General features: G+C 38.2%; 16 protein-coding genes and 1 pseudogene. 5 read left to right on the forward strand and 12 right to left on the reverse strand.

Translation table 11 applies throughout. The features are described 5' to 3' along the window. Position 1: 1 nt before the first annotated feature. A complete protein-coding gene (ilvB, locus tag C6988_RS00280; protein ID WP_182132413.1) occupies positions 2 to 1,690 on the reverse strand; it encodes a biosynthetic-type acetolactate synthase large subunit in 1,689 nt (562 codons plus the stop codon). A gap of 218 nt (positions 1,691 to 1,908) precedes the next feature. Between ilvB and C6988_RS00285 the strand changes: the two genes are divergently transcribed. After that, positions 1,909 to 2,313 (forward strand): YybH family protein, encoded by a 405-nt coding sequence (locus C6988_RS00285; RefSeq protein WP_182132415.1) that lies wholly within the window; start codon positions 1,909 to 1,911, stop codon positions 2,311 to 2,313. 1 nt (position 2,314) lies between these two features. Here C6988_RS00285 and lsrF read toward each other — a convergent pair whose 3' ends face one another. Together lsrF and C6988_RS00295 are read right to left on the reverse strand one after the other, a co-directional pair. Beyond that, positions 2,315 to 3,241 carry a 3-hydroxy-5-phosphonooxypentane-2,4-dione thiolase gene (gene lsrF / locus C6988_RS00290; RefSeq protein ID WP_182132417.1) on the reverse strand — a complete coding sequence of 309 codons (927 nt, stop codon included), beginning with the start codon at positions 3,239 to 3,241 and terminating at the stop codon, positions 2,315 to 2,317. Between the two features lie 46 nt (positions 3,242 to 3,287). Beyond that, positions 3,288 to 4,316: a zinc-dependent dehydrogenase gene (locus C6988_RS00295; protein ID WP_182132419.1), complete on the reverse strand. Its 1,029-nt coding sequence runs from the start codon at positions 4,314 to 4,316 to the stop codon at positions 3,288 to 3,290. A 126-nt stretch (positions 4,317 to 4,442) separates the two neighbouring features. On the opposite strand from C6988_RS00295, the gene C6988_RS00300 reads away from it, so the two are divergent. Beyond that, entirely contained in the window at positions 4,443 to 4,676 is a 234-nt protein-coding gene (locus C6988_RS00300; protein WP_182132421.1) for a hypothetical protein, read from the forward strand. Here the strand turns inward: C6988_RS00300 and C6988_RS00305 are convergent. After that, complete coding sequence (locus tag C6988_RS00305) at positions 4,673 to 4,966, reverse strand: V-type ATP synthase subunit F (protein ID WP_182132423.1); 294 nt, start codon at positions 4,964 to 4,966, stop codon at positions 4,673 to 4,675. The genes C6988_RS00300 and C6988_RS00305 overlap by 4 nt on opposite strands. A 90-nt stretch (positions 4,967 to 5,056) precedes the next feature. Between C6988_RS00305 and C6988_RS00310 the strand changes: the two genes are divergently transcribed. Further along, a complete protein-coding gene (locus tag C6988_RS00310; protein ID WP_182132424.1) occupies positions 5,057 to 5,350 on the forward strand; it encodes a hypothetical protein in 294 nt (97 codons plus the stop codon). A gap of 2 nt (positions 5,351 to 5,352) precedes the next feature. Here the strand turns inward: C6988_RS00310 and C6988_RS00315 are convergent, their stop codons facing one another. From C6988_RS00315 to C6988_RS00325, 3 genes are read right to left on the reverse strand one after another with little or no spacing between them, the layout of a single operon-like run. Next, entirely contained in the window at positions 5,353 to 5,604 is a 252-nt protein-coding gene (locus C6988_RS00315) for a hypothetical protein (RefSeq protein WP_255464093.1), read from the reverse strand. A 36-nt stretch (positions 5,605 to 5,640) separates the two neighbouring features. After that, positions 5,641 to 6,012 carry a DUF6659 family protein gene (locus C6988_RS00320; protein ID WP_182132426.1) on the reverse strand — a complete coding sequence of 124 codons (372 nt, stop codon included), beginning with the start codon at positions 6,010 to 6,012 and terminating at the stop codon, positions 5,641 to 5,643. A 41-nt stretch (positions 6,013 to 6,053) separates the two neighbouring features. Further along, positions 6,054 to 6,350, reverse strand: a complete 297-nt coding sequence (locus C6988_RS00325) for a hypothetical protein (protein ID WP_182132428.1) — start codon at positions 6,348 to 6,350, stop codon at positions 6,054 to 6,056. A gap of 34 nt (positions 6,351 to 6,384) precedes the next feature. On the opposite strand from C6988_RS00325, the gene C6988_RS00330 reads away from it, so the two are divergent. Further along, positions 6,385 to 7,134, forward strand: a complete 750-nt coding sequence (locus C6988_RS00330) for a metallophosphoesterase (protein ID WP_182132430.1) — start codon at positions 6,385 to 6,387, stop codon at positions 7,132 to 7,134. Here C6988_RS00330 and carB read toward each other — a convergent pair. From carB to C6988_RS00355, 5 genes and pseudogenes are all read right to left on the reverse strand, one after another. Continuing rightward, a pseudogene (gene carB / locus C6988_RS00335) lies at positions 7,131 to 10,289 on the reverse strand (carbamoyl-phosphate synthase (glutamine-hydrolyzing) large subunit); the annotation flags it as partial. The gene C6988_RS00330 and the pseudogene carB overlap by 4 nt on opposite strands. Before the next feature lie 91 nt (positions 10,290 to 10,380). Beyond that, the gene (carA, locus tag C6988_RS00340) at positions 10,381 to 11,553 is read right to left on the reverse strand and encodes a glutamine-hydrolyzing carbamoyl-phosphate synthase small subunit (protein ID WP_182132432.1); all 1,173 of its coding nucleotides are present in this window, start codon (positions 11,551 to 11,553) and stop codon (positions 10,381 to 10,383) included. A 51-nt stretch (positions 11,554 to 11,604) separates the two neighbouring features. Beyond that, the gene (locus tag C6988_RS00345) at positions 11,605 to 12,798 is read right to left on the reverse strand and encodes an AAA family ATPase (protein ID WP_182132434.1); all 1,194 of its coding nucleotides are present in this window, start codon (positions 12,796 to 12,798) and stop codon (positions 11,605 to 11,607) included. 39 nt (positions 12,799 to 12,837) lie between these two features. Then, a complete protein-coding gene (locus C6988_RS00350) occupies positions 12,838 to 13,296 on the reverse strand; it encodes a hypothetical protein (RefSeq protein WP_182132437.1) in 459 nt (152 codons plus the stop codon). Next, on the reverse strand, positions 13,293 to 13,793 hold the full coding sequence (locus tag C6988_RS00355) for a hypothetical protein (RefSeq protein ID WP_220463393.1): 501 nt from the start codon (positions 13,791 to 13,793) through the stop codon (positions 13,293 to 13,295). Before C6988_RS00355 ends, C6988_RS00350 begins: the two co-directional genes overlap by 4 nt. Before the next feature lie 222 nt (positions 13,794 to 14,015). Between C6988_RS00355 and C6988_RS00360 the strand changes: the two genes are divergently transcribed. Next, positions 14,016 to 15,173, forward strand: coding sequence for a TrmB family transcriptional regulator (locus C6988_RS00360; protein ID WP_182132441.1), 1,158 nt, complete (start codon positions 14,016 to 14,018; stop codon positions 15,171 to 15,173). The last annotated feature ends 1 nt before the right edge of the window (position 15,174 follow it).

The raw sequence follows: 15,174 nt of genomic DNA on the forward strand, positions 1-15,174 counted from the left end.
ATCACGAAGGTAAAATCATTTCCTTTAATGAAGTTCCAGGTGCTACAAATGGCAATACATCCTCTTCAGGATCAATTGGAATATCAATGACTGTTGCAACATCACTCTTGAGACCAGCTTTGATTGCATGCTCTAACTCATCAAGTGACTGAGCACGTATTCCTTGTGCGCCGTATGACTCTGCTAATTTAACATAATCAGGACAATGTTTTTGATCAACGCCAATCATTCTTCGGTCATAAAATGTTCTCTGCCACTGTGCAACCATTCCAAGTGTGTAGTTATTTACCAAGAATACAATGACTGGTAAATTCTCCAAAACAGACGTTGCAAGTGAGTTCTCAGTCATGTTAAAGCTTCCATCTCCTGCGATGTCAACTACAGGAACATCAGGTTTTGCAGCCTTTGCACCTATTGCAGCAGGGAATCCCCAACCCATTGTACCCAATCCAGTTGAGCTAAAGAAAGTTCCAGGCTGTATAACATCATAGAATAATGATGCCCACATTTGGTGTTGCCCTACTTCTGTTGTGACAATTGATTCCTTTGGTAAAACATCACGGAGTTTTCTTAGAATTCTTGCAGCACTCATCTCGCCGGGATGTAGTTTCAAGTTTTCTCTCCAGTATTCCTTAACTTCCTTTACATGTTTTAGCCACTCATTGTTTTCGTCTTGTTTTAGTGCCTTTTGCATAAGCATCTTTACCATAATTCTTAATGATGCACGGACATCTCCAACTACTGCAATCTGACTTGTTTGGTTCTTGTCAATCTCTGCAGGATCAACATCCATGTGTATAATCTTCAAATTTTTCTCAAACTCTTCAAATGTTCCAACTGACCTATCAGAGAAACGAGTTCCAATTGCTAAAACACAATCAGCTTCAGTCATTAGCTTGTTTGCTTCTGCATGACCGTGCATACCAATTGGTCCTAATGATAGTGGATGATTCTCAGGAAATGCACCTTTTCCCTTAAACGTTGTAACAACTGGAATCATCAACATCTCTGCAATAGCTTGCAACTCTGCAAAAGCAGAAGAAATTATAGTACCACCGCCTGCCAAAATTATTGGTCTGTCAACTGATAACAACATGTCAATTGCTTTTTCAATCTTTGAGATATCAGGATCAGTCCATGGATGATACCCACGAATTTTAAATTCTTCAGGAAATGTCATCTTTGCTTCATTTTGTTGAACGTCTTTTGGAATATCCAATAGTACAGGACCAGGCCTTCCAGTCTCGGCAATGTAAAATCCCTTTTTGACAACTTCGGGTATTTCTGATGCATCTCTTGGTTGAAATGCATATTTTACAACAGGGTTTGCCATTCCGATGATATCACTTTCTTGAAATGCGTCTCGTCCAATCATTTTGACTGGAACTTGACCCGTGATTGCAACCATTGGTGCAGAGTCTGCTTGTGCTGTGGCGATTCCTGTTAGAATATTTGTTGCTCCAGGGCCTGATGTTGCAAAACAGACACCTGGTTTTCTACTTACACGGCCAAAGCCGTCTGCCATGTGAGCTGCAGACTGCTCATGTCTTACAAGAATATGCCTAATGTTTGACTTGAATAGCTCATCATACATTGGTAGGTTTGCACCTCCCGGTAACCCAAAGACTTCCTTAACGCCTTCTTTTTCCAATGCTTTCATCAATGCAGCGGCACCAATCATATTTTCCATATTATATCACCAAACAAAACTTCCATAATTTTAATTGTTAAAATTTGGACTGACTTTACAGTAGTACAACCAGCAGAAAAAGTGCTGTTTTATCAGTCGATTTATTCATATCAGTCAGAATAAAGCTTCTCTGATAATTAATAAAGATTGCTAGGAGAATTGCAAAAAGACAGACATCCTAAGAAGGTTTAACTTGCTATGGGAAAACGGAAAAACAAATGGCAGACACCTCAGAGATTATCAAAGTTATTGAGACATTTTTTGAATCAGGAAAGACAAAGGACCTATCATCGCTAAGTCAGATTCAGTTAGATGATCCAAATTTTTCAAGCTTTAGTGATGTGCCGCCATATGATCTAAAAGACTACAAGACCACAATTGCACTAGAAGAGCTTCGCTTTATCAGCATATCAGATTATTCCTATGAGATAAAAAATCCAAAGATCAGCATTTTTGATAATACCGCAGTGGTTGCATTTGAGCTAAATCAGAAAGGAATGCTTGTTGACAACAAGGCATTCACTGGAGAGCACATCTCAATTAATGGCAGAGCAACATTTGTGCTAGTCAAAAAGCCAACATGGAAGATAGCACATATTCACCTGTCAAAGATAGGCTCTTAGATTATTTTTTAGATTTATTTTTGTTCTGATTTGGTTTGTTTTGTGGTTTGTTTGGTTTTTGTTTGTTTTTGTTTTGATTCTGCTGTGGTTTTGGTTTGTTTTGATTTTGTTTGTTTGGGTTTTGTTGGGGGTTTCTCTTTGGGGATTCCTTGACAAATTTCTTGTACAATTCATAGGCTTTGTTTACATTTGCATTGCCATGAACTATTGCTCGCACGGCTTTAATCATCGGTACAGGATAATCAGATTGCCAGATGTTTCTTCCCATATCTACGCCGACTGCGCCTGCTTTGATTGCATTATATGTTAATTTTAGTGCGTCAAGTTCTGGAATCTTTTTTCCACCAGCGATAATCACTGGCACAGGGCAAGAGTCTACAACTTTTTCAAAGTTATCACAATAGTATGTCTTGACAATGTGAGCACCCTGCTCTGCTGCAACGCGGCATGCAAGTGACAGATATCTTGCATCTTTTCCTAATTCTTTTCCAACTGCAGTAACTGCCAATACAGGAATGCCATAGTCTTCTGCCTCATTGACTAGTTTACCCAAATTTACAATTGTTTGATTTTCATATTTGGAACCAACAAAGACAGACATTGCCAATGCACTCGCGTTTAATCTGATTGCATCTTTGATGCTAACTGTAATTTGCTCTTGTGAAAGGTCCTCACCAATAATGCTTGGACCTCCAGAAACGCGTAAGACGATAGGAATCGGATATCTAGAGTCTACGGATGTTCTCTGTACTCCTCTTGTGAGCATTAGTGAATCACAGTATTTCAAGAGCGGGGCAATTGTCTTTCTTGGATTCTCTAGTCTTTCTGTAGGACCCAAAAAGTATCCGTGATCAACTGCTAGCATTAATGCCCGATTATCTTGAGGTTTGATGATTCGTGCTAGTCTGTTTTTTAATCCCCAGTCCAATTTACTTCGATTTTAAAAGAAACGAAATACCTTTCTTAAGCCTTTCTCATTTTGTGATAATTATTTTCATTGCATTTAATCCGGTTTTTGCATGCTCAAATGCCTTTTGAGAATCTGCAATATTGTACTTGTGAGTGATTAATTGTTTTACATCAACTCTAGAATTTGCAATGAGCTCCAGTGCTTCTTTTGTATCATTATCAGATGCGGCATAACTAGTAAGCAGCGTTATCTCTTTGGAGTAGACTGCACTCATGTCAAGATTTATCGTATCACCCTTTGATGGAACACCAAACATCATTACTGTTCCTCCTTTTCGCACAAGGTCAATTGCATCAAGTAAAGCATTTAGATTTCCAGTGGCAACAATTGCAACATCAACTCCACGTCCGGATGTCTCCTCTAGAATAATCTCTTTTCTGGAATTATCAGTAGAATGAAGTGTTTTAGTAACATTGAATTTTTTTGCAAAGTCTAATCTATACTCATTGACATCAAGACAGAATATTTTGTCAAATCCGTATGCCTGTGAAAGCATAACATGCATCATTCCTGTTGGTCCAACACCAAAAATTGCTACAGAGTCTCCTTTATGATAATCAATCTTTGACCATGCTCTGGTACAGCACGCAAGGGGCTCAATCATTGATGCCTCCTCAAAGCTCATAGAGTCTGGAAGTTTTAGTACACCATCATGTGTTACGTTCCACTCGGGTACAATGTACTGCTCTGATAATCCACATGGGGAGAGATTTGTCTCATAGTATTTTTTGCACATTGTTTCATTTCCATGCGTACAGTAATGACATGAATAACAAGGAACGTGATGATGAGTAAAGACACGATCACCTTTTTTAAAATCAGTCACATTACTGCCAACTTCTAAGACCGTACCAGCTGGCTCGTGTCCTAATTTCATTGATGGTTGACCGTATTGACCAAACACTTTTTCAACATCAGAGCCACAAATTCCACAACACTGCATTTGCACTAGAATATCACCAGGACCTAATTCTGGTAATGAGGTATCCTTGATTGAAACAACTGATGGTTTTTCAACAAAGGCAGTCTTCATAAAAAAATGACGGCTGATGAGTATAAGTACATTAATGAAAATGCAAAAAATGTTTATTTTTTCGTAACAATTTGGCCAATGTGAACATGAATTTATTCATATTCTATTTTTTTGCAGCATAATTAGATGGCACGCTGGGATAACTATGAGCCTGACTGGGTAGAGTCTGAAGAGGAATCAAAGCTGATAGAAAAATTCAATCAGTATGTGGATTTGCAAAGGGAGCAGACAAAAAAGGAAAAAGAATCAATAGACAAGACTCCAAAGTTTCTAAAAAATCAAAATATGCTAATTGGAATAATTGAAGGAGTTATTCTATCAGGATTAGCAGTTGCTTTTGCAATAATGGTTACTAGTTAGACACCCAAAATCTTTTTGAGCATTACACGATAGTCAACTTCGGTCTTTTTGCTTCCAACAGAGGGTAAGGCAAATACCAATGTTGATGATTGTGCACGAAGATCTGTGAGCTGATCATTTATTGGCTCTGAGATATCATCGCTGACAAGAATTAATCCAACATCAGAGTCACCAGATAATTTTTTGATTTCATCTAGTGCTCCCTCTGGAGTCTCTGAAATTATTCCTGGAACTCCAGCCAATTGAAAGCTTGTGACAAATGACCTGCTGCCAACAGTTACTATCTTCACAGATCGAAAGATGAATCATACCAATTTAACCCTTTTTGGAATGGATCGCAGATTAGCAAGATTGATTAGTCAAGTTTTGAGAAAATTGTCATGTCAGTAGATACACAGAAGCAAGTTTACTTGTTTACTCATGGAAGAATGGACTTGCAAGAAAAATCCATCAATGCTCTAGTTGCAAAAGGTTTTTCAAAAGACAAGATAGTCATGGCATCTCCAAACAAAGTTGGAAATGTTGGCGATTATATGGCAATGCTGTGGATGCCTCCAAATCCTGATCACATCAAAATCCAGGTGATTACCAAAGTAGAAGAGGTAAAACCAGAAGGAATGATTGGTTTGTGGAAGGGAGTATCAAAGGATGACTTGTTTACAGTTCCGCTGTAGATTTAGCTAAATCCTGCACCAAAATTGTCACCCTTTTGTAGTGGATCAAAGTCATCATTACTTTTTAGTTTCAGATACAAGAGTGCTTCATAGACTAGCTGCAATGCAGATTCATCATTTAATGAAAAGTTTGTCTTTGCATAGTTGTGATACTTTTCTAGCTTTTTTGGATCCTGCTCATCTGGAGATAGATTGTCCTGAGTCATTATAGTTGAAATCTTTTCAATTTTGGAATCATAACCAGAATCAGACAATAACTATCAAAAGTATCCAATGCTTTTAAGTTGTATCTAGATTTTTGAGACTATTTTTTTGACAGTGTTAACGATTGAGACTTTTTTTGTAATGCTAAGCTCTGGTTCTACAGTTACAAAGACAGTATACTTTGGAGTATACACAACTAGCTGGGTTACCTTTTCTCGCTCAACGTGAACGTAACGTACCTTTCCTAGAGTTTTATCAAATCCTTTTCTCATCTTTCTGCGTTCTGCTACTTGTTTGCAAAAGTGTTCCTCTTCTCTTTGAGATTCAAGTGAGGTCTTTCCCTCTTTCATTATTCCCTCCACAATGTTTCCCTTGAGGTCAATTATTGCAACAAAACGTACCTTGGAATCAATCTTGATAATCTTTTCTGCGATTCCCATCAGGTCTTTTCCAGCCAAGTGATCATGGCTTTACTGGCGCAAATATAATGTTTAGTGCACTATAGATCGGCAAATATTCCAGAAATAAATGCTGAGAACTCTTCGTCTGAGAAAATTATCTTTTCAAATTTATTTTCTTTTTGTGCAATTCGGATTGCCTTTAGATGATAACACTCTTTTTTGTCATTTAATTGACCAAAATAAAATCCAGGACACGAGCAATAATCCATTTCAGGATAAATCCAGTGTTCTTTTCCTTGTCCCACGATAGTCCAAATTTTTCTCTGACTGGGTTCAAATAGGTGTAGTTTGATTCTGTTTTCTTCAAGTGAGCTCTGAATCTTTTCTTTAGTCACAAGGGTTTAATTGAAAATCTAGGGTATATTTTTGATGGTTTCTACAAGAATTGTACCTCTCAAGCCAGCCTTGATTCTAGAGGGAGAGAAAAAGAATCTCATAGTATCTGATTTACACATTGGATTTGAGTCAAATTTTTCTGCAAATAAGATTTCCTTGGGAAAAAACACATCCACAAAAGAGACAATATCTGAAATTTCAGAATTAATCAGATCAGAAACTCCAGATACAGTAATTTTGCTAGGAGATGTAAAATCCAGTATCAAAAATATTTCAAAAAACGAATGGGATGATGTCCCGATGTTCTTTAATGAAATCAAAGAAAGGGCAGAAGTGATTCTAGTTCCTGGAAATCATGATGCAAACATTCAGCGACTTGTACCGGAAGGAGTTACAATGATTAGCTCAACTGGATTAGTAATCGATAATGTTCTTTTGACACACGGTCATACAATGCCATCTGAGAACTTTGCGCATGTAGATAAGATCATCATGGGTCACATTCATCCAGTGTTTTTTTCAGAAGAGTCAGTGCTAAACGGTCAAAGAGTTTGGGTATCAATAAAGACAGAAAAACAAAATATTTTTCCATCAAGCAACGGAGAGATTGAAATTACAATCATCCCTTCATTTAACAGATACTTTTATGCGACACATAGAAACAAATTCAAAAAATCCATCTCGCCAATTATTCAAAAGATCAAAGAAATATCAGCTGCAAGAATTGTAACACTTGATGGCACCATAATAGGTGATGAATCAAACATCAAAGAAGTGATCTAGGGAATTGGGTCATATGGCTCGATTGGATCCCGTGTTGTCTTGTTTTTTTGCAGCCAATCAAGCGTTTTTACAAAAGACTCTGCAAATTCAGGTGTTGTCAAGACTGGAACGCCAAGCTCAAGTGCCTTACGTCGAATCAGATACTCATCATCTAGCATGTCAACGTACTTTTCAAGTGTTGATGTACTTGGGATGTTTATGATAAAGTTGATTTTCCTATCATAAAGTAAATCTGCAATGTTTGGCTTGCGCTCTGGCTCACTAATCTTGTGTACTACCTGAATATTTCCAACCTTTTCTTCAAAGAATTCAGCAGTGTGCTCTGTTGCCAAAATCTCAAAGCCAAGTTTTTTGAGCAATGCAATAGTTGGAAGTAAAATTTCCTTGTTTTCAGAACCCCCAATAGTCACCAAAGCCGTGCCTGATTTTGGCAGATTATACCCTACAGAGGTAAAGGCCTTTGATAATGCATCATAAAAGCTGGTACCAAAACATGCAGCCTCACCAGTTGATTGCATCTCAACGCCTAGCACAATGTCAGCTCCGGATAACTGCATAAATGAAAACTGCGGTACCTTGATTCCATAATTATGAATCTTCTTCCACTGATCGTGTGGGATTGGTGGTAATGGTTTTCCTAAGATTGCCTGAGATGCGAGATTAATCAAATTTGTCTTAACAAGCTTTGATACAAACGGCATTGAGCGGGACGCTCTAATGTTTAGCTCAATGACATACACCTGTCCTTCATGAATTAAAAATTGCAGATTAAATGGTCCTTTGATGTTAAACTCTAGTGCAATGTTATTTGTATATGTTGTAATTGTTTCAATGACTTTGTTGTTTAGTCGCCATGGCGGAATGCACATCATTGCATCACCAGAGTGAACACCCGCATTGTCAATGTGCTCAACAATAGCACCAATGATTACATTTTTTCCATCAGATACTCCATCAACGTCTACCTCAAGTGAATTTAGCATGAACTTTGAAATGACTACAGGATGATCAGGTGATACTGTTGTTGCCTCTTGGATGTAATGTTTGAGCTCATCTTGTGACCATACAACCTTCATTGCAGCTCCACTTAGCACATATGATGGTCTAACAATTACAGGGTATCCAACTTCTTGTGCAAAACTTTTTGCCTCATTAATGTTTGAGAATGCCTGCCACTTTGGTTGCTTTATGTGCAGCTTGTCTAGTATTGCACTAAATGTTGAACGATTCTCTGCCCTGTCAACATCTTTTGCACTGGTTCCAAGAATCTTTACGTTGTTTGCAGCAAGTCCCGGCGTGAGATTGTTTGCCGTCTGTCCTCCAACACATGTGATGACGCCCTTTGGTGATTCAAAGTCTACAATATCAAGAATTCTTTCTTGTGTTAGCTCCTCAAAGTATAATCTACTTGGAATGTCATAATCAGTAGATACTGTTTCAGGATTACAATTAACTACGGTGATATTTTTCTCTCCATTATCCTTGAGCCCCCATACCATGTTCACTGTACCCCAATCAAACTCTACACTGCTTCCAATTCTGTATGGACCAGCACCCAAAACCATCGTCCCACGCTCAGAATCATCAATTTTGATGTCGTTAGTATTTCCGCCATATGTCATGTAGAGATAGTTTGTCTTTGCAGGCCATTCAGCCGCCAGTGTATCAATTTGATTTACAACAGGAATAATTCCGGCATCTTTTCGTATCTTTCGTATTTCTTCAGGAGTCTTTTCTACTGCACGAGCAATCTGATTATCTGAGAAGCCAAGATGTTTTGATTCACGTAACAGTTTTTCATCAAGATTTTTTTCTTTTAGTCTCTTTTCTATCTGTACAATATTGTTAATCTTTTCAATAAACCACGGGTCTATTGCAGAGAGTTTGTAAATTTTTTCAACTGAGATCCCTTTTTTGAGTGCTGCTGCAACATAATACAGAATCAGATCATCAGGCTTTGAGAGATGATTCTCAATGTCTTCCTCATCGTATGTCTTGCCGTTTAATCTATTCAGTACTAGTCCATCGTTTCCAATATCAAGCATCCTAATTGCCTTTTGTAGGGATTCCTCAAATGTTCTGCCAACTGCCATTACTTCCCCAACTGACTTCATTGTAGGACCTAGTTTTCTGTTTACAAGCTCAAACTTTGAAAAGTCCCAACGAGGATGTTTTGTTACAACATAATCAAGGGATGGCTCAAAGCATGCAGTGGTAGATTTTGTAATTTTGTTTACAAGCTCTGGCAATGAATAACCCAATCCAATCTTTGCAGACATGTATGCTAGTGGATAACCAGTTGCTTTGCTTGCAAGTGCAGATGAACGTGATAGTCTAGGGTTGATTTCTATTGCAACGTATCTATCAGATTCAGGTTCCAATGCATACTGGATGTTGCATTCACCAACTATTCCAACATGAGATGTTGCTCGCAATGCAGCAGAACGCAACATATGATATTCATGATTATCAATTGTTTGGGATGGTGCAATGACAATGTTATCGCCAGTGTGAACTTTCATTGCAAGGACATTTTCCATATTACACACAATTACACTGTTGCGCTCAAAGTCACGCATCACCTCATACTCGATTTGTTTCCAGTGTCCAATGTATTCCTCGATTAGTACCTGACCAACTAGACTAGCATTTATTCCTCTATCAACTATTTCGTGCAGCTCAATCTCATTGTACGCAACACCACCACCTTTTCCACCAAGGGTGTATGCCACTCGTATAATCACAGGATATCCTAATTCCTCGGCAACCTTTTTTGCATCGGTAAAATTAGTCACAGTCTTGCTTCGCAGTACTGGAACGCCACATTCAGTCATGGAATCTTTGAATAGTTGCCTGTCTTCTGTGCGCTGGATTCCAGGTACCTGAGTTCCCAGTACATTTACGCCGTATTTTTTGAGAACCCCAGTCTCCTCTAGTTTAACGCCACAGTTCAGTGCAGTCTGTCCTCCATATGCAAGCATAATTCCATCTGGTCTTTCTGATTCCACAATAGATTCAACATATTCTGGATTAACAGGAAGCAAGTACACCTTGTCTGCAAATCTAGTATCTGTTTGGATAGTAGCAATGTTTGGATTAATCAGTACACTCTTGATTCCATCTTCGCGAATTGCCTTGAGGCATTGGCTACCGGAGTAGTCGAATTGGCGGTCGTTTTAGCGACTCTCGCCGGCTTCTCCGATTTTAATTGCCCCACTACCAAGAACTAGAATTTTTTTTATCGACTCATTTTTTGGCAGATGTTCCCTCCTCCATTAGGTGTCTCAGCTTTTCAAAAACGAACTTACAATCATAAGGTCCCGGTGATGCTTCCGGATGAAATTGCACTGCAATGCATCTTTTGTCTTTGTGTTTAATTCCCTCAACAGTTTGATCATCGGCATTCTTAAACCACAGCTCAAACTCGGAATTGCTTAACGAATCAGGATCAATACAGTATCCGTGATTCTGACTAGTAACATAAACTTGATTATTCTCTAAATTGATACATGGTTTGTTTTGTCCTCGATGTCCGTATTTTAGCTTGTATGTTTGGGCATTTCCTGCAAGACCAATTATCTGAGCCCCAAGACAAATTCCCAAAGTAGGAATGTTTTGTTTTATCAATTCCTTTGCAGTGTTAATCGTATCAGGACAGCTGAGGGGGTCCCCAGGTCCATTGCTAATTACCACTCCCTTTGGTTTGTAGGATAGAATTTTATCAATCGATGCATTCCAGGGTAACTTTACAACCTTGTATCCAATGTCACGCACGTTTCGCAGTATTGCATTTTTTGCCCCAGTGTCTATTACCACAACACAGTCAGAATCATTACCATAGGTCTCTTCTTGTTTGGTAGAGACGACATCCATAAATTTTTCAGAGTTGTATGGTGTGACGTTTTTTAGCTGCTCCTTGACTTGTGCATCATCAATTGGAGTATCAGATACTACAAGGGCTGCCATCATGACACCTTGGCTTCGTAGCTTTGTAGTCAGTGCCCTAGTATCAATTCCAGAAATTCCTGGAATCTTTTCATTGTACATCCACTCATCAAGAGTCATCGATAATGTCCAGTGACTGGCAGTAAGAGATAATTCATGAATTACGAGTCCACGGGCCTGAATTTTCCCGGATTCAAAGTATTTTGGAATCCCGGATTCGTCATTTGTTTTAGGGTCAGGAACACCATAGTTTCCAACTAGAGGATAGGTTAGAGTTAGAATTTGGCCGCTGTACGAAGGATCGGTAAGCGTTTCGGTGTATCCGACCATTCCTGTATTGAATACAATCTCGCCAAATGTTGTTGTAGAATAACCAAAGCCCATCCCTTCAAGAACGGTTCCATCATCGAGGATCAGCTTCCCAAACTTGTTGGCGTGTTGTGATTTTTTAGTGGAAATTGTGACCCTCGACAAGTACTTTTGATAGATGATTTAAATTTTGTGAGCGGTGATCGCAGTTTTTGATTATAATGCTTTGAATTCTTCGCTCCACTTGTAGTATGCGCGAATCATTTCCATTGAAACACTTGGCTTTCTTTTTGACATGATATCCCTAAAGTCAGCCATAGATAGATCGCGTGGTTGTGTAGCTTCTTCACCTTCAACTGGTTCATGATAATCAGGAGAGCTAAACAACTCATGAACTGCCTTTAGTTGCGCACCTTGGCATACATCTTTGATATCACTGGCACTGTATCCATCAAAGAGTTTTGCAAGCTCTTGTGACTTTACTTTTAGATCTTTTCTGAGTGGTGCAGTGTATAGCTCAAAGAGATTCTGTCTTGCCTCAAGTGATGGCAATGTAACATAGATTCTCTTTTGGAATCTTCTAAGGAATGGCCAATCCAAACTCCATGGTTTGTTTGTTGCACCAATAACATACATCTTGATGTCTTTACCTTTTCCATTGACACCATCCATCTCAGTTAGGAATTGGTTTTTAGTTCTGATTTCTCCACCTACTTCACCATTTCGTGCTCCAAGTAGGGAATCAATCTCATCAACAAATAGAATGACTGGCTTGTTTTCTTTTTCTGCATGACTTCGAGCCATGTGGAATAATTTTGATACGTTCTTTTCTGCCTCACCTAACCATTTGCTCATCAGTGCGGATGCATCAACGTTGATAAAATAACCGTCAAGCTCACTAGCTGTAGCTGCTGCAAGAATTGTCTTTCCACATCCAGGTGGTCCATACAGGAGCAGTCCACGTGGCCATCCAAGTGGGAACAGGTCTGGCCTCTTTGTTGGATAAACAATAGATTCTCGTAATGCATTTTTTGCATCATCTAATCCGATTACTTCATTCCAGCTAACATCTGGCTTTTCCTTCATTATAAGGTCATCAAAATCATTTAGCTCTTGTTGGTGTGAAACAGATTTTTTTTGCTCTTCTGGAGATGCCTTTGGGTCTACTGCAGGCTCTACACCGTGAGCCTCTTGCAGTGCTTTAATTCTATTATGATACGACGTGGTCCTGTCTTTGTAAATTGGATTTAGTTTGCTAGTAGGGTATAATCTCATTAGTTTTACCAGTGAGTCTATTGCCTTTTGATAATTGGCAATTGCCATTCCGCGAGCACCTTGTGAATCGAACTTTATAGCATCAGACGCATATCTGCTTGCGCTATTTTCTAATTCTTGCGGTGCTAGACTCATTATCTATTCAGGCATAAGTTTAGCTATAGGTTGGTATCCTTAGGTGTAAACAGGGATCGAAGATTTGGTTAAATTAATTGAACCATTTTTCTTAGAATCAACCTCATCAGGTTCTGGGCGGCGTTTTTGGGTTTCATTTAGAACGAAATTATCAGATACGTTTCCCTGTAGCTCCTTGATATTTTTTGTATGATCTTCAGCAGACATTACTAGCTCATCAATCTGATCATTTAGGTCGCCAAGCGAATATGATGAATTATTCACAATGTCTACAAAATCTTTTAAAAGCGAGTGCACTACCTTGCGTTCTTCATATTTACAAAGTAGATAATCTGCAAACTGGAGAATTTTATTAAAATCCTGCAGCTCCTCGTAAGTTAGTTTTTCAATCTTTTTCTCATCATCTAGTTGGCCCAATTTTTTTTCTACAATGTTAGAGAATCTTCTTACCTTTTCCAAATCCTTTTGAGTGTCCCTAGAGTGATGCAGTATTGTCAAGTATCAGATAGTTTTGGAAAATCTAGATTAGGGTACTGCTTGTTTATTTTAGAGTCCACCATCAATTTTGCTTCATCTAGTATTAGCCATGAGGCATTGTTGTGTTCTGAAAAATCAAATTTTGCACCAGTTATAGTGCCTGAGTCCATCACCACACTGCCCAAAACAGTAGATAATTCAGATAATTCATGACTGGTCTTTGGCATTATCTCATAAAGACTGGCGCTGATAGTACGGATTACTAGAATTGCAGAAGGTAAAACTGCTGGAAATGTATCAATTGTGGATAAATTTTGAATTTTTTTATAAATTTGATTCAGTGATTCTATTGCAAAAGAGATTGTCTTTTCAGTTTCTATTCTTGCGAGGTCTTCTTTTTCATAATCGGTGCTATTCTTTAATGTAGATGTATTCACCTTATTGAGTACAGATTGTTCCTTTTTTAATTCTGAGAGTAGTTCTGAGAAGCGGTCAATGGTATATGATAACCGCGGCATGATTGTGGAATTGTAGGAGATATGGGGGTATCTATAGCCACTACCAAACCGCTGTGTCATCATAATGTGTAAGAATCAAAAATTTGCTATATCAGGACAATGTAATTTCGGAATTAGTAACTGCAGTGACACTATTCTGAGGATACATTTTGTAATTTTTTTGAGCATTTGTGCAAAGGAATTTAGCTTTGAGTCTTACCTAATGATTAGTATATAGAAATCATGGTCGATGAGAATGCTTTATCAGTTAGCCTAGAGGAATTTGGACTCAGCAAGTACGAATCAAGAGCATATGTCAGCTTACTTACAAAGGGAAGCATTTCTGCAAGTGAGTTATCATATTATTCTGAAATTCCAAGAACCAAGGTTTATCCTGTGTTATTAAAATTAGAGAAAAAAAGGCTAGTTATTCTATCAAAGAGTAAACCAATCATCTGCACACCAATTGCACCAGAAGATGCATTTGATGATATTGTACATGAACAGATTAACAAAGTAAATGCAATGAATAGTCTCGTATCAAATTTAAAACAAGTAAATGAGGCAAGCAAAAAATCTCGTGGTTCTGAAGAGAAGCGATACTTTCATGTCTCTGCAAATAATGTATTGAACCAGTTACGAACTATGATTGATGGTTCAAAGAGTTCAATTCAGATTATGGCAGACCAATGGGGAATGGGCTTGTTAGCAGAATGCAAAGATGAGTTACTCTCTGTTTTACGACGAGGGCTCGAAGTTAAACTAATCATTCCTTCAACGTTGATTGGTTCTGAATCATTTAAGATAATTCCAAATGAAGTAAAGATTCGCATATCAGAGACAACGCAAAACTGCTTTATCTTTGATCAAACAGAGCTGCTAATAATAGATAGTGATAATGGAAAGGGTGCAACCTTTTCATCAACAGACATACTTGGAGCAAATCAAACAAAGTTATTTGCCCAAGTTTGGAAGAGTGGAATCAAAGTAAACAGTATGTTTGATATGACAAAGGCAGAGGCTCAGGAAATTTACAGAATTATTAAATTGGTAAATGAGGGAGCTTTAGGTCATCTACTCACCACTACAATATCATCAAAGGATTCTCAAACTGAAATTCTCAAGATGCTTGAAAGTAACGGTGTAAACATCAAAGAAAAGACATTAGATGATGTTTTGGAAATCATGGATGTTGCACTAGAAATAATGTGTTCAGGCAGAGTTACATTTGATACTAAAAATAAAAACATCTCAATAGAGTCAAAGATGAATAGCGGTCACTCTTTACCATGGGTAATGATACTAGATGAATACCTAAAGAGTAACGGATACAAGACTCGCCTTGTATACCAAAGCCAGCAGCAAAAAGGCGAAAAGACACACATTAAGATCAGCTCTTAAA

This window comes from Nitrosopumilus sp. b1 (assembly GCF_014078545.1).
Taxonomy (GTDB): Archaea; Thermoproteota; Nitrososphaeria; order Nitrososphaerales; family Nitrosopumilaceae; genus PXYB01.

What these genes read in the sequence shown, in the direction of transcription:
- ilvB (WP_182132413.1), bottom strand. Translation starts at nt 1,690, where the DNA reads ATGGAAAATATGATTGGTGCCGCTGCATTGATGAAAGCATTGGAAAAA.
- C6988_RS00285 (WP_182132415.1), top strand. Translation starts at nt 1,909, where the DNA reads ATGGCAGACACCTCAGAGATTATCAAAGTTATTGAGACATTTTTTGAA.
- C6988_RS00295 (WP_182132419.1), bottom strand. Translation starts at nt 4,316, where the DNA reads ATGAAGACTGCCTTTGTTGAAAAACCATCAGTTGTTTCAATCAAGGAT.
- C6988_RS00300 (WP_182132421.1), top strand. Translation starts at nt 4,443, where the DNA reads ATGGCACGCTGGGATAACTATGAGCCTGACTGGGTAGAGTCTGAAGAG.
- C6988_RS00310 (WP_182132424.1), top strand. Translation starts at nt 5,057, where the DNA reads ATGTCAGTAGATACACAGAAGCAAGTTTACTTGTTTACTCATGGAAGA.
- C6988_RS00330 (WP_182132430.1), top strand. Translation starts at nt 6,385, where the DNA reads ATGGTTTCTACAAGAATTGTACCTCTCAAGCCAGCCTTGATTCTAGAG.
- C6988_RS00345 (WP_182132434.1), bottom strand. Translation starts at nt 12,798, where the DNA reads ATGAGTCTAGCACCGCAAGAATTAGAAAATAGCGCAAGCAGATATGCG.
- C6988_RS00355 (WP_220463393.1), bottom strand. Translation starts at nt 13,793, where the DNA reads ATGCCGCGGTTATCATATACCATTGACCGCTTCTCAGAACTACTCTCA.
- C6988_RS00360 (WP_182132441.1), top strand. Translation starts at nt 14,016, where the DNA reads ATGGTCGATGAGAATGCTTTATCAGTTAGCCTAGAGGAATTTGGACTC.